The organism is Bradyrhizobium canariense (genome assembly GCF_900105125.1).
In the GTDB taxonomy this organism is placed as follows: domain Bacteria; phylum Pseudomonadota; class Alphaproteobacteria; order Rhizobiales; family Xanthobacteraceae; genus Bradyrhizobium; species Bradyrhizobium canariense_A.
In genome coordinates this window covers 3,664,035-3,681,109 of the sequence record NZ_LT629750.1, presented here as the reverse complement: position 1 = coordinate 3,681,109, position 17,075 = coordinate 3,664,035, and the positions used below count along the sequence as shown (strand labels likewise).

The 17,075-nt window shown below is 60.6% G+C and carries 16 protein-coding genes; 9 read left to right on the top strand and 7 right to left on the bottom strand.

All coding sequences use genetic code 11. From position 1 onward, the window contains the following. Window positions 1-22: 22 nt before the first annotated feature. On the bottom strand, window positions 23-556 hold the full coding sequence (locus BLV09_RS17600) for a transglycosylase SLT domain-containing protein (RefSeq protein WP_146688250.1): 534 nt from the start codon (window positions 554-556) through the stop codon (window positions 23-25). Window positions 557-763: 207 nt separating this feature from the next. Here BLV09_RS17600 and BLV09_RS17595 point away from each other — a divergent pair, with 207 nt between their 5' ends. Together BLV09_RS17595 and BLV09_RS17590 are read left to right on the top strand one after the other, a co-directional pair. Beyond that, entirely contained in the window at window positions 764-2,254 is a 1,491-nt protein-coding gene (locus BLV09_RS17595; protein ID WP_146691174.1) for a hypothetical protein, read from the top strand. Window positions 2,255-2,445: 191 nt separating this feature from the next. Next, entirely contained in the window at window positions 2,446-2,646 is a 201-nt protein-coding gene (locus tag BLV09_RS17590; RefSeq protein ID WP_146688249.1) for a hypothetical protein, read from the top strand. Between the two features lie 11 nt (window positions 2,647-2,657). Here BLV09_RS17590 and BLV09_RS17585 read toward each other — a convergent pair whose 3' ends face one another. From BLV09_RS17585 to BLV09_RS17575, 3 genes are read right to left on the bottom strand one after another with little or no spacing between them, the layout of a single operon-like run. After that, window positions 2,658-3,992, bottom strand: a complete 1,335-nt coding sequence (locus tag BLV09_RS17585; protein ID WP_146688248.1) for an ATP-binding protein — start codon at window positions 3,990-3,992, stop codon at window positions 2,658-2,660. Then, a complete protein-coding gene (locus BLV09_RS17580; protein WP_100383667.1) occupies window positions 3,989-4,735 on the bottom strand; it encodes a response regulator in 747 nt (248 codons plus the stop codon). Before BLV09_RS17580 ends, BLV09_RS17585 begins: the two co-directional genes overlap by 4 nt. Then, on the bottom strand, window positions 4,701-4,937 hold the full coding sequence (locus BLV09_RS17575) for a hypothetical protein (RefSeq protein WP_146688247.1): 237 nt from the start codon (window positions 4,935-4,937) through the stop codon (window positions 4,701-4,703). Before BLV09_RS17575 ends, BLV09_RS17580 begins: the two co-directional genes overlap by 35 nt. Here BLV09_RS17575 and BLV09_RS37310 point away from each other — a divergent pair. Then, window positions 4,936-5,559: a hypothetical protein gene (locus tag BLV09_RS37310; protein ID WP_167558773.1), complete on the top strand. Its 624-nt coding sequence runs from the start codon at window positions 4,936-4,938 to the stop codon at window positions 5,557-5,559. The two genes, BLV09_RS17575 and BLV09_RS37310, sit on opposite strands and share 2 nt — an antisense overlap. Before the next feature lie 177 nt (window positions 5,560-5,736). Further along, entirely contained in the window at window positions 5,737-6,099 is a 363-nt protein-coding gene (locus tag BLV09_RS17565; RefSeq protein ID WP_244549133.1) for a PRC-barrel domain-containing protein, read from the top strand. A gap of 1,436 nt (window positions 6,100-7,535) precedes the next feature. Here BLV09_RS17565 and BLV09_RS38500 read toward each other — a convergent pair. Next, window positions 7,536-7,670, bottom strand: a complete 135-nt coding sequence (locus BLV09_RS38500; protein WP_283806857.1) for a hypothetical protein — start codon at window positions 7,668-7,670, stop codon at window positions 7,536-7,538. A 917-nt stretch (window positions 7,671-8,587) separates the two neighbouring features. On the opposite strand from BLV09_RS38500, the gene BLV09_RS17555 reads away from it, so the two are divergent. The 3 genes from BLV09_RS17555 to BLV09_RS17545 all read left to right on the top strand — a co-directional run bounded on the left by BLV09_RS17555 (window position 8,588) and on the right by BLV09_RS17545 (window position 11,652). Further along, window positions 8,588-10,270, top strand: a complete 1,683-nt coding sequence (locus tag BLV09_RS17555; RefSeq protein ID WP_146688245.1) for an alpha-keto acid decarboxylase family protein — start codon at window positions 8,588-8,590, stop codon at window positions 10,268-10,270. A gap of 361 nt (window positions 10,271-10,631) precedes the next feature. Further along, complete coding sequence (locus BLV09_RS17550) at window positions 10,632-11,156, top strand: PRC-barrel domain-containing protein (RefSeq protein WP_146688244.1); 525 nt, start codon at window positions 10,632-10,634, stop codon at window positions 11,154-11,156. A 280-nt stretch (window positions 11,157-11,436) separates the two neighbouring features. Continuing rightward, on the top strand, window positions 11,437-11,652 hold the full coding sequence (locus BLV09_RS17545) for a dodecin family protein (RefSeq protein WP_100383663.1): 216 nt from the start codon (window positions 11,437-11,439) through the stop codon (window positions 11,650-11,652). A 54-nt stretch (window positions 11,653-11,706) separates the two neighbouring features. Here the strand turns inward: BLV09_RS17545 and BLV09_RS17540 are convergent, their stop codons facing one another. Beyond that, entirely contained in the window at window positions 11,707-12,921 is a 1,215-nt protein-coding gene (locus BLV09_RS17540; protein WP_100387133.1) for an ABC transporter substrate-binding protein, read from the bottom strand. Window positions 12,922-13,147: 226 nt separating this feature from the next. Then, window positions 13,148-14,257, bottom strand: coding sequence for a substrate-binding domain-containing protein (locus BLV09_RS17535; protein ID WP_146688243.1), 1,110 nt, complete (start codon window positions 14,255-14,257; stop codon window positions 13,148-13,150). Between the two features lie 117 nt (window positions 14,258-14,374). Here BLV09_RS17535 and BLV09_RS17530 point away from each other — a divergent pair, with 117 nt between their 5' ends. Together BLV09_RS17530 and BLV09_RS17525 are read left to right on the top strand one after the other, a co-directional pair. After that, window positions 14,375-15,862 (top strand): aldehyde dehydrogenase family protein, encoded by a 1,488-nt coding sequence (locus tag BLV09_RS17530; RefSeq protein WP_167558772.1) that lies wholly within the window; start codon window positions 14,375-14,377, stop codon window positions 15,860-15,862. Window positions 15,863-16,101: 239 nt separating this feature from the next. Beyond that, window positions 16,102-17,043 carry an aldo/keto reductase gene (locus BLV09_RS17525; RefSeq protein WP_146688241.1) on the top strand — a complete coding sequence of 314 codons (942 nt, stop codon included), beginning with the start codon at window positions 16,102-16,104 and terminating at the stop codon, window positions 17,041-17,043. The last annotated feature ends 32 nt before the right edge of the window (window positions 17,044-17,075 follow it).

Sequence of the window (17,075 nt, the reverse complement as noted above, 5' to 3'; positions counted from 1 at the left end):
TGTAAGCCGATGGTTTGACGTGTCAACGCGCGTTCGCGTCGTTGGCACCCTCTTGCAATGCAGGAACCTGCTCGGCGTTGGCATCGGCGGGGTCAACCAGTTGCAGCGGTGCACCTGCAAGCAGCGGTTCGGGATGTTTCCTGTGGTCCAGCCGCTGGCGCTTGGCGGCATAGTAGTATCCAGCCGCATAGTAATGGACGGCCCGATTATGGTCACCGTTTGCAGCGCGGTAGGCACCGGCGAGGTACTTCACCGCGTAAGTGAGATTGGTGTTGGGATCGCGCAGTCCGGCGGCGTCGCCGGTGTAGCCAAGGCTGCGCGCGGTCGCGAGCTTGATCTGCATCAGCCCGATGGCCCCGCCGCGCCCGACCAGCCCGGGCTGATAGCGGCTTTCGCGCACGATCACGCGATGCACCAGCGCTTCAGGCACCCCGTTGGCGCGGGCATGGCTGGCGACCAGCTCGTCATATTCCCGGTGCTGCTGCGCCTGCGCGATGCCGGGAATGAGCAATGCCGCCAGGATGGCGAGGCAGGAGAGCGATAGCAGGCGTTGCATGGGCTGATAGCCTTTGTGTCGCAATGTGTCGTCGAACCTTTGAGGCGCCACAATTGTTGCAATCGCCGGGCGGCGATGTGGCCAAATCCCGGCTTTGCCATGCGTCTACCGCATATCCATCCCGGCCGATTTACCAAGAATTATGGCCTGGCATGCTTCTTTGGGGGGCTTGATCCCGGCAAATCCCTGAAAAATCCGGCCGCGCCCATGACCATGTCGGTTGCTGATATCACCCAAGACGCCAGCGCTGGGCGCGGGCTGACGCCGCTATGGGTCGGCATCGGCGTCTATGCGCTGTTCCTCTTGGCAGGAAACCGGCTGCTGATCGACCCCGATACGATGTGGCAGATCGCGGTCGGGCAGTGGATCATCGACCATCACGCGGTGCCGCAAACCGATGTCTATTCCTTCACCATGCGCGGCCAGCCCTGGATTTCGACGCAATGGCTGGCGCAGGTGCTCTACGCCAAAGCCTATGCGGTTGCGGGCTGGAGCGGGCCGGTGGTGCTCGCCTCGGGCGCGATCGCGGCGACGTTTGCGCTGCTCGCCAAATCTTTAAGCCGACGCCTGGCCGAAAGCACCACGCTGGTGTTTGTGGCCGCAGCATTGGCGCTGACCGTGCCGCACCTTCTGGCGCGGCCGCATGTGCTGGCGATGCCGGTCATGGTGATGTGGTTCGGCGGATTGATCGCGGCCGCCGATCGGCGCGGCGTGCCGTCATTTTGGCTGCTGCCGCTGATGGCGCTCTGGGCCAATCTGCATGGCGGCTTTGTGTTCGGGCTGGTGCTGATCGCGCCCGTCGCGCTCGATGCGATATTGGGCGCGCCGGAGGCGGCGCAGAAATCGCTTCTGCTGCGATGGGGGTTGTTTGCCGCCGCGGCGCTGGCGGCAAGCTGCTGCACGCCCTATGGCTGGGACTCGCTGCTGGCATCGCGAAAGATCCTTGCGCTTGGTAGCGCGCTGCCGCTGATCATGGAATGGAAGCCCGCGGATTTCGGCAGTATCGGCCCGCTCGAGATCTGCCTGCTGTTGGGGATCGGGCTGGCGCTGCTGCGCGGCATCAAACTGCCGCCGATGCGCATCGTGCTGCTGCTGGGATTGTTGCATATGGCGCTGGCCCAGGAACGCGCCGCTGAAATTCTGGCGCTGCTGGCGCCGTTGGTTCTGGCGGCCCCGCTGGCGAAGCAGATCGGCGGCGCCGAGGGTTCCGTTTCGCAGGTAGTGCCGGCGCGCAGCGTGCTGTTCGCCAGCGTCGCGATCGCATTGATGGCGGGAACGGTAGCTTACGCGTCCGTGCACCGCTTCGAGCCGCATCCCCACGGGGCGCCGGTCGCGGCCGTCACCGAGCTGAAGAAATTCAACTTTACGCGCGTGTTTAACGACTATGATTTCGGCGCCTATCTGATCGCCAACGGCGTCCCGACGTTCATCGACGGCCGAACCGAACTCTATGGCGAGAAATTCTTTGTCGATCACAACGCCGCCAGCGGATTGATGGAACCGGAAAACCTGTTCCGCCTGCTCGACGAGTACAAGATCGAGGCGACCCTGATGCGCACGCAGAGTGCGGCGACCAAATTGCTCGATCACATGGACGGCTGGCAGAAAGTCTATGCCGACGACATCGCCACGATTCATGTTCGCAAGCCGGGTGCGGTGCACACCGTCGAACCCGTGATCGATCCAAAGTTAAAATAAAATAAAATCTTGAAACAGAATTTACGCGGCGGCTGCGCTGCATCGTCGCGAGACAATGGATCGTATTTGGGATATGCTGTAATCGGCGCTTTAAAGACGTAATGCATGGTGAAGATCACGATGCATCGACGTTCCGGCAGCAAAGCTGTCCAATTTGTTTGCAAAAACAAACGCGCAAAAGGGAGGTTCGCATGGCTCGAGCAGACTTCAGTAATTTTCCTCGCGGAAACCCCTGCGCACAATGCGGCAAGCCGATCGCATCTCCGGACTGGATCGAAGCGGGTCCGCATCGCACCGCATATCTCTGGTATTGCCGCGCCTGCGACTACCGGTTCGAGGCGGTGGCTTTCTTCGATGAGAAGCAATCGGATCGCGAACCGATCGCAGCTTAAGCGCTCGCAGCCTAGGCGGCGGCTTGCCGGCTCTGCTGGCGGACCGGCAATTGAATGCGAACGATCAATCCCTGCGGTTGCCGGTCGTTAAGCGAGAATTCGCCGCCATGGGCGAGTACGATGGTGCGCGCGATCGAAAGGCCGAGACCGAAGCCTGAGGCTTCATCCATGTTCCGCGCCTCGTCGCCGCGCACGAACGGCTCGAGCATGACCTCCTTGCGCGCGTCGGAAATGCCGGGACCATCGTCTTCGACCTCGATCGTCACGGTCTCCGGCGACATCATGAGGCGGATCGTGGTCTGTGCGCCGAACTTGACCGCGTTCTCGACCAGATTGGTGATGGTGCGATGCAGGTCATCGGGCCGCACCGTGGCCATGGCGTGCTCCGGCCCGTCGTAAGTAACCTTGTGTCCCATATCGGTGAATTGATCGGTGACCAGCTCCAGCGTGGTCGCGATATCGACCAGCGTCATGGATTCGAGCTTGCGGTCGTTGCGCAGGAAGGAAAGCACCGACTCCAGCATCGAGCGCATCTGGTCGAGATCGTGCAGCATGCGGCTGCGATGGCCGTCATCCTCGATGAATTCGGAGCGCAGACGCATCCGGGTGATCGGGGTGCGCAGGTCGTGGCTGATGGCGGCCAGCATCTTGGTGCGGTCGTCGATCAAAGCCGTGATCCGCTGCCGCATCCGGTTGAGCGCCTTTGCCACCGAGCGGATTTCCTCCGGCCCGCGTTCGGGCAATGCCGCGGCGGCGCCGTTCAGGCTGAAGTCTTCGGCGGCTTTTGCGAATGAAGACAGCGGCGCCGTCAAGGCGCGCGCGGCCCACAGGCCGAGCAAGGTGAGGCTGATGACGGCGAACAGCAATGTCGTCAGCCACGGTCCGCCCCAGAATGGACGTTGCCTCGAATCCTGCAGAAGCCTGGCTGAAACCGCCGTGCCGTCCGGCAGCACGATACCGATCTTGTCGACGTCTCCATCGTGCGCGAGCGAAAAGATCTGGTAGCTGCGGCCGAGGCGGCGATGGAGAATGTGCAGATCGATGCTGGCGGGCTCGTCGGCGCCCTCAGCAGGGCCCGATGCAAGGCTCTGGATATCGAGTTGCGGAAACGCCCGCGCAATGTCGGCGAACAGCCGCGGCCGTTCGCTGACGGGCGCGGCGCCGAGCAGCTGGACCGATGCGGCGAGCTGGCTGTGGCCGCGATCGATCGACGGGTCGATCTGGTCCGGCCGGTGGACCAGAAAGATGATGGTGATGATAACGTGAATCGTGACGATCGAGGCGACCACCAATGCCGCGATCTGGCCGCTGATCCCTCTGAGGTTCAGGAAGCCAAGCGGCTTCATGACGGGGCGTTGGCGGGTACCGGAATCGGATCCACCGTGGGGGTGAACATATAGCCGCCGGAGCGCACCGTCTTGATCATGGTGGCTTCCTGCGGATCGGTTTCGATCTTGCGGCGGATGCGGCTGACCAGCACGTCGATGCTGCGTTCGAACGAACCGGCGTTGCGTCCCTGGGTGAGGTCGAGCAGGCTGTCGCGCGAGAGCACGCGGCCCGGACGCTCGCAGAAGGTTCGCAGCAGGTCGAACTCGGCGCTGGTCATCGCCACCCGCGCGCCCGCCGGATTGCGCAGCTCGCGCAGCCTGAAATCGATCCGCCATCCCAGAAAGGTGAGGGCGGTCGCGCCGTTGGTGGCGCTTGCCGTCTGGGCGACGGCCTGGCGGCGAAGCACGGCGTTGATCCGGGCCAGCAGCTCGCGCGGATTGAACGGCTTGGCGAGGTAGTCGTCCGCGCCCATTTCCAGACCGAGAATGCGATCGACGTCCTCACCGCGCGCCGTGAGCATGATGATCGGCACTTGCGACTCCGCGCGCACCTTGCGGCACAGGCTGAGGCCGTCTTCGCCCGGCAGCATCACGTCGAGGATGAGAAGGTCGACGCGATGGTCGGCCATCGCACGCGCCATCTCGCGTCCGTCGGTCGCGGCCGCGACGTTGCAGCCATTGCCGCGCAGGTATTTTGCGATCAGCGACCGCGTCTCGCGGTCGTCTTCAACGACAAGGATGTTCGGCGTTGCCGTAGCCATGCAGAGAACCTTTGCAGTTGAGCCTTGCAGGAATGAGCTTTGATTGTGATTCGGGGGAGGCGGCTGAGGATTTTTGTTTCCTGATATTTCTGACGCGATGTTCGTAACGCCGGGCAACATGCTCCTGGGACAACAAAAAGGTCTTGTTAAGATCATTAACCTTAACGTCAAGGCGTCTTCCAAGAACCTTCGGAGTGCTCATGACCTCAATCTCCGCGACCTCAGGCAGCAATTACCAGTCGCCTCTCCAACTCCTCCAGGCCCAGTTGCAGTCGGAAGTAAACTCGGGCGCCATCAGCTCATCCGATCAGAGTGCACTGTCTTCCGCGCTGAATGACATCAACTCTTCGTTGCAGAGCGGCAGTAGCAGCACAAGCGGCTCGACCGGCGGCGCCAATACCTCTCCCGGCGACATCCAGTCCAAGATCAACAGCCTGATTGCCGGCGAAGTGTCGAGCGGGAATTTGACCCAGCAACAGGGGACCGAACTGCAGGGCGTGTTCCAGTCGGCCTTCGCCAACGGTCCGGGCGGATCGGGCGGCGGTCCTGGTGGGCCAGGTGGTCCCGGCGGTCCGGGTGGTCCAGGCGGCGCCGGTGGCCCTCCGCCCAGCGACAGTTCGTCGTCGGCTGCCGGTTCGTCCTCCACCGACAGTTCCGACAGTTCGACCAGCACTGCCGAGCAGATCCTCCAGCAGTTTCTCCAGTCGCTGCAAAATTCGCTATCGAGTTCGCTATCCACATCTTACGGCGCGACAGGCAGCGCTACGTCATCCAGCGACAGCAGTTCGCAAGCCTCGTCGCTTCTGATCAACTACCAGACCTGACCCCCGCCGACGCACACACGGCGCACGCAGCGATCATCCTTCCCAGAAGGGGAGGGTGATCGTTTCGTTTTGGCTGGTGGCATTCGCTGATTTGGCTCATTGCGGCCGGAACCGGGGTGCGGCTGACACGTTGGTTCATCCTATCAACCCGCAAGGATGGTGATGATGAGTGATGTCATGACCAAACCACACCAGTTGATTGCGAGCGACCGCGTCGAGGGCACCGCGGTACGCCGGCCCAATGGCGACATGATCGGCCATATCGAACGGCTGATGATCGACAAGGTCAGCGGCAAGGTGTCTTACGCGATCCTGAGTTTTGGCGGGTTCCTCGGCATGGGAACCAACTTGCTTCCCCTGCCGTGGGCGCGCCTGACCTATAACCCGAAATTCGAAGCCTATCAGCTCGATATCGACGACGATGAACTCAAGCGCGCGCCGTCATTTCGTGCCGACAAGGATTTCGATTGGGGCGATCGCTCACAGGAAGTCGAGTTGCATCGCTATTATGGAATTCCGCCGTACTGGGGCGGTTTCTGATTGATTTTCAGCGCTGATAGCGCGCCGTGCCGGTGCTCGCCTGCACGCCCTCGGCGACGAGCTTTTTCTGGGCAGGCCGCAGCACCAAATTCTTGACTTAAGGGCGGCCGGAAACGCGGTCAGGATTTGCTGATGTGCGATGCGAAGAATTAGAGGCGCACTTCTGTCTAGCCGGGTCGAGCAAACGACGTTTGATTTGGATCAACACGCTCGTCGACGGTTGCAGGACGGCTTCCCGTCGTCGGGCTCTCGACTTAAAGACCCATTTTGACGTCCTTGAAACACGATGTCTGTTTTACCCCCGAACCCAGACGTCGGTCAGGGTTGCGCCATCACTGCTTCCCGGTCTCTTTTTTGGGGCTCGAGTTGATTTCCTTGGCCATCCGTATGCAGGTGAGGAGATCGAGATAGCTCGTTGTACCTAACGCGCGAGCATCACTTTCACATCTATTCCGTATGGGGACCGAGGTTGATGCCCAGAGGGTGTTGAGCTGCTGTTTTGCATCTTCCTCATCATGCAGACAGTCCGCGGTGCTCTGGTCAGGCGGTGACCCCGACCTTATAGCGTCGGCCGATCTGGCCTTGCATATCGCCTTGACGTTTAGCTCTGGCGCCCCACCGAATGCAGGGGGCGTGAACAGGGGTAGCAACGCTGCGAACAACACTGAGGCGCGCTTCATTTCGAATCCCTCATGCAATGAGGCTTAAGCAAGAGAACCTATTGGGGGTATCGCGGTTCCCTTGAAATGGGATGTCTGTTTTACCCCCGAACCCAGACGCCAGTCACTGCCGCCGGGATGACCGATCCTGATCCTGACCGCTTCGCTGACTGCGATATCATCGTATAGGTTATGGCGGTGCGAAGCCCGGCGACAGTACCTTCCATGTCTGCTCTCTTGAGCGCATGCCGGACTCAAGTTGGATATCGCCACTTGTCGCTGGAGCTACTAAAATCACGGTAACGCGGCGGTCCTCCGCCTTTGCGAATTTTCGTCCACGAAGTACAGTTCATCAGTACGACGCGAGTTTTTAAATGCGCGCCATTGATCGAGCGCCCGGGCGCCTTCCGTTAGACTAATTCCCTACCTGTCGTTCGCATCATGCGACTCCGTTTTTTGCCGCTAGAAAATCAGCAGCGTCGCTGTCTTTGAAAAGCAATAAGTCGTTCGATCGAAATTTATATCTCATCGATAGGACAGCAATACTGGCTTGAAGAGCATCGCCGTCGGTGACAGATCATACGCTATCGGGATCGTTGGCCCGACACACTGGCAACGCACCAGCGCCCTTTAAGGCCGTGCGTCCAATGGCAAGCAGGCAAGGCTCCGTTCGAGCACCGCTCGACGCAGCACACCTCCACGCAAACACAACGCAACGGCACGAGCCGTCGAGGGAAACCTCGGCGGCTTTTGCGTGTACAAACCCGGGTATTGAGGTTAGCCGCGAACTTTCTTCGCCTTCGGCGGGCGCTTCGGATCTGGCTGCGTGTTGCGGACGGCCTCGGTCAGCATCTCGCGCAGCTCAGCCTTGGTCTTCGGCGGCTCGCGCGGTGTTCTTTGCCATGTGGTCATGAACTGCATATGGGGATGCTGGAGGGTAAATTAAACCCCCCGCGTTGCCCTACAGCGTGCGATTCACCTCGAAGTTGAGGGTCCGGAGTGAAGGCGGTCTATCTCAGACGTGTTGTAAACTGTCCCTGATACGCGCGTACCAAACATCCGATCACCTGCCGGTCGCAGGAGCGCATGCATTTGTTATCATTGGTCCCACCACCGGGGTTGGCACATCTGCCCACGCAATTTGCGGCGTGATCCTCACACTGCGCCGCGTCTTTCACTGCTTCCGCCGGTGAGTTGAGAAGTACTCCGGCGCCTATGAGGGTGATCGCGAAGAAAAGGTGCCGTGTCATGGTCGAACCTCCTGAGAAGGCGTGCATCCTGGCTCTGTGGGGTCGGCGTAGATTTTGTCTTTATCGTCGATAATCTACTCCCAACAACCAATCATACCAATCTTTGCGGCCAGGCGGCAGCGTTTTTACCGCCTCAAACAATTTTCTGCGTGCATCGCCCATCGAGACCGCAGCCTTCAGTTTTCTCCAGATCGGTTTCGAGAAACTGGTTGGGCGGCATCGATTGTGGGTTGGGCGCTGACGACATTCTGGAACTCCCGCCTTTCATCGACGCTTGTGTCGCCGCAAGAATGGGAGGCGCGGGCCTTTGTTGGCGCCGGGAATTGGAGTAGAAAGCAAGGAGCGGTGTTGTGGCCTGAGGTTGCGCGGGATTTCTTGCAGCCACAGAGCGGTGTCGCCCGCATTCATGGCGCAGCCTGTGCGGCGTCGCACCGAGCCGGAGCTCCCGCCCGCCTGCGGTTTTGTACTCTGCTTGCAAGCTAAATCCGCATCTGGTTTTCAAAATTTGAATGATGCGCGGCCAGATGCGCGGCCAGATGAGCGGCACCGATTGCAGAAAGTAGCAAGGAGGAGAAGGCCATGACTAAACAGCGTCCAAAGACCGACACATCGGCGGTCAACGTCGCCGATTACATCGTCGCGCGCCTTGCCGCAGAAGGAATCGACCACTGCTTTGGCGTTGCCGGCGATTACGTGTTTCCAATTTGCGATGCAGTCGATAACAGCGCCAAGGTGAAGTGGATCGGCTGTGCCAATGAATTGAACGCGTCTTACGCCGCGGACGGCTATGCGCGCATCCGGGGCGCGGCGATGTTGGCAACGACCTATGGCGTCGGCGAGCTATCCGCCATGAACGGCGTGATGGGCGCCAAGGCGGAACGATCACTGGTTTTTCACGTCGTCGGAATGCCCTCCTATCAGCATCAGCGCTTGCACAAGATCGCCCATCACACCCTCGGCGACGGCGTCTTCGGCAATTTCGTCGAACTGTCCGCCGGTGCCGCGTGCTGTCATGCGGTCATCAATCCGGAGAACTGCGTCGTCGAAATGGAGCGCATCATCGCGGAGGCGCGCCGCAACAATCAGCCTGCCTATATTGCTGTGCCGTCGGACTACGCTCTATCTCCAGTCGTGTCGGCTGACGTGAAGCCGATCGTGCCTAAATCGAACGAAGCCGCGTTACAAAAGGCGATGGCGATCATCGCAGAACGCATCAACAAGGCGAAATCCATCGTCGCATTTCCCGCCTTCACAATTTCGCGGCTCGGCTTGCAGAAAGAGGCACAGAAGGCGATCGAAGCGCTGGGCTGCCCTTTCGTTACAACGCTCATGGAAAAATGCGTCATCGGTGAAAGTCATCCGCAGTTTGCCGGCATGTATGCCGGCGCGGTGTCGGAGCCGAAAACGCGCAAAATCATCGAAGGCGCCGATCTGGTCCTCGATCTGGGCGGCGTCAATTTGAACGACATCACCACGGCGGCCTATTCCGGCCAACTCGATCTGTCGCGGTTTGTTACCGTCGGCCTCGACGACGTCAGGATCGGAGACCAGGTCATCGCCAATGTCCGGCTCGAGGACATTCTATCCGGGCTGGCCAAGCTCAAACCGTCATCGGCGCCATACAAGGGAAAACCGCAGGGGCTCGCGCAGGTAAACGGCCGGCCGTCCGACAAGATCACGATGGCCGCGCTTTATCCGCGCTACGCGGCGTTTCTGCGCGCCGGAGATACGGTCATTCTCGAGACCGGGAGCTCAAGCCTCGGGGTGACGCCAACGATCCTTCCGGATGGCGTGCGGGTGGAAGCGCAAGTTCTATGGGGATCGATCGGCTGGGCGACCCCGGCCGCCTTCGGTGTCGCGCTTGCCGACCCGAGCCGGCGCACAATTCTGATCACGGGCGAAGGCTCGCATCAACTGACCGCAAACGATGTCGGCGCCATGGGACGATTTGGAGCAAACGTCATCGTCTTCGTACTCAACAATGGTGGCTACCTGATCGAGCGCGCGCTGGAAGAGAATCCAGACTGGACGTATAACGACGTCGCGCCCTGGAACTATGCCGAATTGCCGAAGGCGCTAGGATGCGCAAATTGGTATACTGCGCGTGTGACCACGGTTGGCGAGCTCGACGAGGCAATGAAGGCCGCACGCGCCAGCAAAACCGGGGCGTATATCGAGATCGTTGGCGGCAAAATGGATATGCCGCCGGCCCTCGCCTTCGCCCATGGCCAACTTCAGGCTATGTATGGTGACACGCCATAATATTTACAGTCCCGAAACAGCAGATGGCGAGAGCAGCTGTGCTTCCGCCATCTGCGAAGTCCGGAAGTCCGCTTATGGGCACTTTTCGGACCTCGTGCGATGTCCAACTTGAGTCCAGAATGCGAATGCAAGGCTTCGAGAAATCCCCGACCGTCTTGTCGTCGCTTCGTCGCGAGCGTGGGGCCTGAATGTTCCATAGTTCCCGTTGGACGAGATCGTCACACGGCCCGAGCCTCATGCAAGGTTCCCTTATGCCGCATCATCTTTGCTGTGTAGCAGCATTGAAAATGCACGCGCGGCCGGAACGGCAAACAGGGTGACGTGTTTTCTCCTCAGCAATTTCTGACCAGGGAGAAACGACATGTTAGCTAAATGTATCGCGGCCGGTCTGGCCGGGTCCGCCATGCTTGCGACTGTTGCGTTCGCACAAACTCCGACGACGACCGACCGCGCTAACAACATGGCGCCGGCAGCGGCATCGAACTCTTCGTTCCAGGGCGACTGGCGCACATCGAAGGTCGTCGGCCTCAATGTCTACAATGACAACAACGAGAACGTCGGCTCGGTCAACGATCTGCTGACCGACAAGAGCGGAAACATCAAGGCAGCCGTGATCAGCGTCGGCGGCGTGCTTGGCGTCGGCGCGCGGCTGGTGGCCGTTCCCTTCGACAAGATCAAATTCGCCAATGAGCCGATCGCCTATACCGGCGTAGCCGGCGCCGGAGGCAGCAAGCCGATGTCCTCGACAACGACCACGGGCGCGGCTACCGGAGCCGGCACGGCAACCCCGCCGAAGCCCAATCCTTGGTATCCGGATCATGCCGTGTACAACGCAAGCAAGGACGAGCTGAAGGCGATGCCTGAGTTCAAATATTCGACCCAGTAAGGGCACGCGCATCGATCGCTAAAGAGCAAAGCGCGCCCGGTTTGCCGGGCGCGCTTTTTTAAGTGTAGTTGCGCCGGGCCCACCAGAGTTTTTGGGAAGAGGGTGGGCTCGCGGAGTTTATCATCGCGCGCGCATTTGCGTGACCGTTGGCTTAGCCCACCCTATGAACTGCCTGGGGCAATCATGGTGCATCGCATCCTATCGGCGCGGATATCCCGATGTTAGGCTTGCCCGCAGCAGGGCCGCCTGCGTCCTGCTTCACACCGAACGGGAGGCCGACATGACTGAGAGCGTCTACAAGGTCATCGAACTGATCGGTACCAGCCAGGAATCCTGGGAGAAAGCGGCTGCGGCCGCAGTCGAAAGAGCCGGAAAAACGCTCCGCGACCTTCGCGTCGCGGAAGTCGTCAAACTCGATCTGCAACTGGACGCCAAGGGAAAGATCGAAGCCTATCGCGCCAAACTCAACGTCTCGTTCAAGTTCGAGGGCGATTGAGGTCATCTGTCACTCAACCCTCTCCCCGCGAGCGGGGAGAGGGAGAGATTCAGTTTAGTTCGTCTTGACCAGCGGGCAGCCACCCTTGTCGAGCGGACGGAACGCCTCGTCGCCCGGCACGGTGGCGATCAGCTTGTAGAGATCCCATTCGCCCTTGGATTCTTCCGGCTTCTTCACTTCGAACAGATACATGTCGTGGACCATGCGGCCGTCGATGCGGATCTTGCCGTTGTGGGCGAAGAAGTCGTTGACCGGCGTCGCCCGCATCTGGGCCATCACCTTCGGCGCTTCGTCGGTGCCGATGGCCTCGATCGCTTTCAGGTAGTGCATGGTCGCCGAATACAGGCCGGCCTGAATCATGGTGGGCATGTGGCCGACCTTGTCATAGAAGCGTTTGGAGAAGGCGCGCGTCTCGTCGTTCATGTCCCAATAGAACGCGTCGGTGACGATCAGGCCCTGGGTTGCCTTGATGCCGAGCGCGTGGGTGTCGGTGATTTCCTGCAGTAGCGCGATCATCTTCTGACCGCCCTGGGTGAGGCCGAATTCAGACGCCTGCTTCAGCGCATTGGTGGTGTCGCCGCCGGCATTGGCGAGCGCCACGACCTTGGCCTTGGAAGCCTGGGCCTGCAGCAGGAACGACGAGAAGTCCGACGAATTCAGCGGATGGCGGACCTCGCCCAGCACCTTGCCGCCGTTCTCTTTCACGACATTTGCGGCATCGCGCTCCAGCGCCATGCCGAAGGCGTAGTCGGCGGTGACGAAGAACCAGGTATCCTCGCCGCGCTTGACCATCGCCTTGCCGGCGACATTGGACAGCGCGTAGGTGTCGTAGGTCCAGTGCACGGTGTTGGGCGAGCAGGCGGGACCGGTGATGTCGGAACTGCCGCCGCCGGAATTGATGTTGATCTTGTTCTTCTCCCGCGTCAGCGCCGAGATCGGCAAGGCGACCGAGGAGGTCGGCACGTCGAAGATCGCATCGACCTTCTCATTGTCATACCAGTTGCGGGCGATGTTGACGCCGACGTCGGGTTTGTTCTGGTGATCGGCGGCGACCACCTCAACCGGCTTGCCCTTTACCTTGCCGCCGTAATCGGCGACCGCCATTTCGACGGCGGCGACCGAGCCCTTGCCAGTGGCGTCGGCATAGAGGCTCGACATGTCGGTGAGGACGCCGATCTTGACGACGTCGTCGGAAATCTGTGCATTCGCCGCAGTGCCTGACACGGCAAGAGCGAGACCGGTTGCCAGCGCGGCTGCAAGTGATTTCACGGCAAGTGATTTCATGGTGCTTATCTCCCTTGGTTTTTCATTAGGTGTCGCTTTAAGCGCCTGTTCTAGCGATGTTTGATGAAGCTCGCAAAGCAGACTTTCTGGGCATAAAGGGCCGCCCTGGCGCCCCTGGAATCGCAGGTTTTGGTGGAGATATCGCGTTAACGCCGGCGCGGCCGTTAACGTTAGCAGCCCGCGCGGTGAAACAGACGGAGCCGCGGATGGCTCAATTCCTTCGCTTCCGGGCCGCAACCGGTGCGGCGTCAACGCTGTCAAGGAATTCCCCGACCGTACTGACCGAGCCGGCGTTGACGGTCCGGTATCCGGGAAGGGCGGCGACGGCCTGGTGAAACGCGGGCCCCTTCATGACTTCAAGCAGACGCTGCATCGGCGCTGTCTCCAGGAATGCGCGGCGGCAGGCGAAGAAATAGTCTTCCGTCAACAGCCGGATGAAATCGAGCCCGAATTGCCGCGCGGCGGCCTCGACGCCAAAGCTGACATCCGCCATGTCGCTGGCGACGTAGGCTGCGACCGCGGCATGCGTAAATTCGATCTGCTCAAGGCCGTTGATTTTGGTTTCGTCGATTTTGTTGAGCGCCAGCAACTGGTCGAACAGCAGCCGCGTTCCGGAATCATGGTCGCGGTTGACGAAGCGGGCCTTTCGTTCGGCAATATCGCCGAGCGAGGTGATGCCAAGCGGATTGCCGCGCTTGACGATCAATCCCATCTCGCGGGTCACGAAGCTGATGACGCGATAGTCGCGCGGATCGAGCCACTTTTTGCAGGCGTCGATATTTTGCTGGCGCAATTCGCCGCGCGGCAAATGGACACCCGCCAGATCGCAGGCGCCCTGTGCGAGCGAGGCCAGCGAATTCTGATTGCTGACATAGCGAAGGTCGATCGCAATGCCCGCGGTCTGGTCGAGCAGTTCGCGCAGCTTCGGAACGGCAAAGCCGTGACTGGCGTGAACGCGGATCACGGCCGGCCCGTGGCGCAGGAAGGGCTTGATTTCGGTCGCGAGTTCCTGCGCGAGGTTTTCCAGTTGCGGGCCGAGACGCGCCTGTGTTCGCTCTCCGGCCCACACCAGCTTCTCGCCGAATTCCGTCAGCACCGTGCCCTTGCCGCGATGGGTCTCGACCAGCGGAACGCCGAAAAACTCGGACCATTGCTCGACCAGGTTCCAGACATGCCGATAGGAAAGCTGGGCGTGGGTTGCCGCGCTGGTGAGTTTTCCGGTCTTTCGGATCTCGTTGAGAATGCCGAGCATCACCACGGTGGTCTGGGGGCTGCCCTCCTTGTGGAAGCGCCAGATCGTCTCGATCTCGATATGCAGCATCGTACCCTCAAAGATATGAAGTCGGCTTCATTTAGCGCGGAACCATAGGCAGATCATATCATATTTATAATGGCAAAAACCCTCTTATCTTGAGTCACAAGAAACGGAGGAAATATGATGTCGATTGCATATGACTATAGCCATGAAACGGCGCCCGCGATGGCTGCCTCGAAGCCGAAGCTGCTGCTGATCGACGGCCAGCGCGTGCCGTCCCTCAGCGGACGCACGTTCAAAACCCTCAATCCTGCGACCGAACAGGTGATTGCGACGATCGCGGAAGGCAATGAGGCCGATGTCGACCGCGCCGTGGCTGCCGCGCGCCGGGCCTTTGAAGGCCCGTGGAGCACGATGCGTCCGGCCGAACGCGGCCATATCCTGTTCAGGCTGGTGGAGCTGATGAAACAGCACGCCGATGAAATCGCCGCCCTGGAAAGCCTGGACGCGGGAAAACCGATTTCGGGCGTGCTGCGCCAGGACCTGCCGGCGGCGATCGATACGCTGACCTATTACGCCGGCTGGGCGGACAAGATCAGCGGCGAAACCGTCTCCACCCGAAGCGACGCGCTGACCTATACGGTTCGCGAGCCCGTCGGCGTGGTTGCGGTGATCGTGCCGTGGAATTTCCCGCTGATGATCGGGATGTGGAAGCTCGCGCCAGCGCTCGCCTGCGGCTGCACGATCGTCATGAAGCCTGCGGAGCTGACCTCGCTGTCGGCGCTGCGCATCGGTGAACTGGCGCTTGAAGCCGGTCTGCCGCCGGGCGTGCTCAATATTGTCACCGGTCCGGGCCGGGTGGTCGGTGATGCGCTCGTCAATCATCCCGATGTCGACAAGGTCACCTTCACCGGATCGCCCGGCGTTGGCCGCGGAATCCTGCGCGGCGCGGCGGGCAATTTCAAACGCGTCTCGCTCGAGCTCGGCGGCAAATCCGCCAATGTCATCTTTGATGACGCTGACATCGAGGCGGCGAGCAAGGCGGCCGCATCCGGAATCTTCTTCAACGCCGGCCAGGTGTGCTCGGCGGGTTCGCGCGTGCTGGTGCATGAGAAGGTCTACGACGAGGTGGTCGAGCGGCTGACGCAGCGCGCCAAGTCGATCCGGATGGGCGATCCGGCCGATCGCGCCACCGCGCTTGGTCCAGTCATCTCCGAAAAGCAGATGAAGAGCATCCTCGATTATGTCGATATCGGCCAGAAGGAGGGCGCGTTGCTGACGACAGGCGGCAAGCGTGTCGGCGATCGCGGCTATTTCATCAGCCCCGCTGTGTTCGCCAATGTCGAACACGAGATGCGGATCTCGCAGGAAGAAATCTTCGGGCCTGTCGTGAGCGTCATCAAGTTTCGTGATGAGGCCGACGCGCTGCGCATTGCCAATGGCACGGCGTACAGCCTGGCGGCCGGGGTATGGAGCCGTGGCATCGGCCGCGTGCAGCGTTTTGCCAAGAAGGCAAAGGCCGGCACGGTCTGGATCAACACCTATGGCTATACCGATGTGCGGTTGCCGTGGGGCGGCGTGCGTGATTCCGGCTTCGGCCGCGAACATGGCACCGCCGCAATCGAGAACTTCACCGAACCGAAGGCGGTCTGGATGAACCTGAACGTCTGAGGGGTTCGCGGGCCGTGGACGACGGTTCCTGAACTCGGTTGAACTGCCATCTCGATCGCCGGCACGATCAGCTTATCCTGATCGTGCCGGCATTTTTTTGTCCCATCAAACCTTGGCAAAACGACAGAGATGCTGATCGGTTCGATCCGTCCGGATCACATTTTCTTTGCTGGATTGTGCCTTCGCACCGGACAACAATAGTTCGTAACGTTTCATCGAGACTGTCCGGAGGCTGATCGATGAGTTCTCATGTGTTCGGCGACGGCGCGTCGCGCCGGCAAGTTCTCCGCGGCGCGGCCGGTATCGCGGCTGGCTCTCTTGTGAGCGCGGTGCCCGCCTTCGGCCAATCCGATTCCCCGATCGCGGCGCGCGCGATCCCGCATTCGGGCGAGCAAATTCCTGTGATCGGTCTCGGGACGGCGAATGATTTCATGTCGCAACAAGAGGGCGAAGCTAAAGCCAATTTGAAAAAGGTCGTCGATGACCTTCTGGCGCAAGGCTGCAAGCTGATCGATACGGCTTCTTCCTACGGTGCGGCAGAAAGCGTGCTGGGCGACCTGCTCTCCGACCAGGACCGCTCGAAAGTGTTTCTCGCCACCAAGATCGAAGATGGCCGCAACGATGCCGGCTTGGTTGAATTCCGCCGCTCGCTCGTACGGCTGCGTTACAAGCAGGTCGATCTCCTGCAACTGCACAACGTCCAGGATCGGCATCAGGATTTGACGCCGTTTCGCGACTGGGAGGCGCAGGGACTCTGCCGCTACGTCGGAATCACCACCACCTACAAAAACGATTATGACGCCGCCGAAGCGGTGCTTCGCAAGGAGAAGCCCGATTTCTTCCAGGTCGATTATTCGCTGGCCGACCGGGAAGCGGAAAAGCGGTTGCTGCCTGCGGCACGCGATGCCGGTGCCGCGGTGCTGACCGCGTTGCCGTTCGGGCGAAGCTCGGTGTTCTCGGCGGTGCGCGGCAAGAGCGTTCCGGAATGGGCGCGTGATTTCGATGCGACGACCTGGCCGCAGTTCTTCCTGAAATTTCTGCTCGGCCATGAGGCGGTGACGGCGGTGATTCCGGGCACCACCAACCCGGCCCATCTGGCTGACAACATCAGCGCCGGCCGCGGCCGCTTTCCCGATGCCAGGCAGCGCAAGGCCATGATCGACTTCTTCGCGACGCTCTGACCCCAGAGTTACGATTACGTGATCGTTATTTG

What these genes read in the sequence shown, in the direction of transcription:
- BLV09_RS17600 (WP_146688250.1), bottom strand. Translation starts at nt 556, where the DNA reads ATGCAACGCCTGCTATCGCTCTCCTGCCTCGCCATCCTGGCGGCATTG.
- BLV09_RS17595 (WP_146691174.1), top strand. Translation starts at nt 764, where the DNA reads ATGACCATGTCGGTTGCTGATATCACCCAAGACGCCAGCGCTGGGCGC.
- BLV09_RS17590 (WP_146688249.1), top strand. Translation starts at nt 2,446, where the DNA reads ATGGCTCGAGCAGACTTCAGTAATTTTCCTCGCGGAAACCCCTGCGCA.
- BLV09_RS17585 (WP_146688248.1), bottom strand. Translation starts at nt 3,992, where the DNA reads ATGAAGCCGCTTGGCTTCCTGAACCTCAGAGGGATCAGCGGCCAGATC.
- BLV09_RS17580 (WP_100383667.1), bottom strand. Translation starts at nt 4,735, where the DNA reads ATGGCTACGGCAACGCCGAACATCCTTGTCGTTGAAGACGACCGCGAG.
- BLV09_RS37310 (WP_167558773.1), top strand. Translation starts at nt 4,936, where the DNA reads ATGACCTCAATCTCCGCGACCTCAGGCAGCAATTACCAGTCGCCTCTC.
- BLV09_RS17575 (WP_146688247.1), bottom strand. Translation starts at nt 4,937, where the DNA reads ATGAGCACTCCGAAGGTTCTTGGAAGACGCCTTGACGTTAAGGTTAAT.
- BLV09_RS17565 (WP_244549133.1), top strand. Translation starts at nt 5,737, where the DNA reads ATGACCAAACCACACCAGTTGATTGCGAGCGACCGCGTCGAGGGCACC.
- BLV09_RS38500 (WP_283806857.1), bottom strand. Translation starts at nt 7,670, where the DNA reads ATGACCACATGGCAAAGAACACCGCGCGAGCCGCCGAAGACCAAGGCT.
- BLV09_RS17555 (WP_146688245.1), top strand. Translation starts at nt 8,588, where the DNA reads ATGACTAAACAGCGTCCAAAGACCGACACATCGGCGGTCAACGTCGCC.
- BLV09_RS17550 (WP_146688244.1), top strand. Translation starts at nt 10,632, where the DNA reads ATGTTAGCTAAATGTATCGCGGCCGGTCTGGCCGGGTCCGCCATGCTT.
- BLV09_RS17545 (WP_100383663.1), top strand. Translation starts at nt 11,437, where the DNA reads ATGACTGAGAGCGTCTACAAGGTCATCGAACTGATCGGTACCAGCCAG.
- BLV09_RS17535 (WP_146688243.1), bottom strand. Translation starts at nt 14,257, where the DNA reads ATGCTGCATATCGAGATCGAGACGATCTGGCGCTTCCACAAGGAGGGC.
- BLV09_RS17530 (WP_167558772.1), top strand. Translation starts at nt 14,375, where the DNA reads ATGTCGATTGCATATGACTATAGCCATGAAACGGCGCCCGCGATGGCT.
- BLV09_RS17525 (WP_146688241.1), top strand. Translation starts at nt 16,102, where the DNA reads ATGAGTTCTCATGTGTTCGGCGACGGCGCGTCGCGCCGGCAAGTTCTC.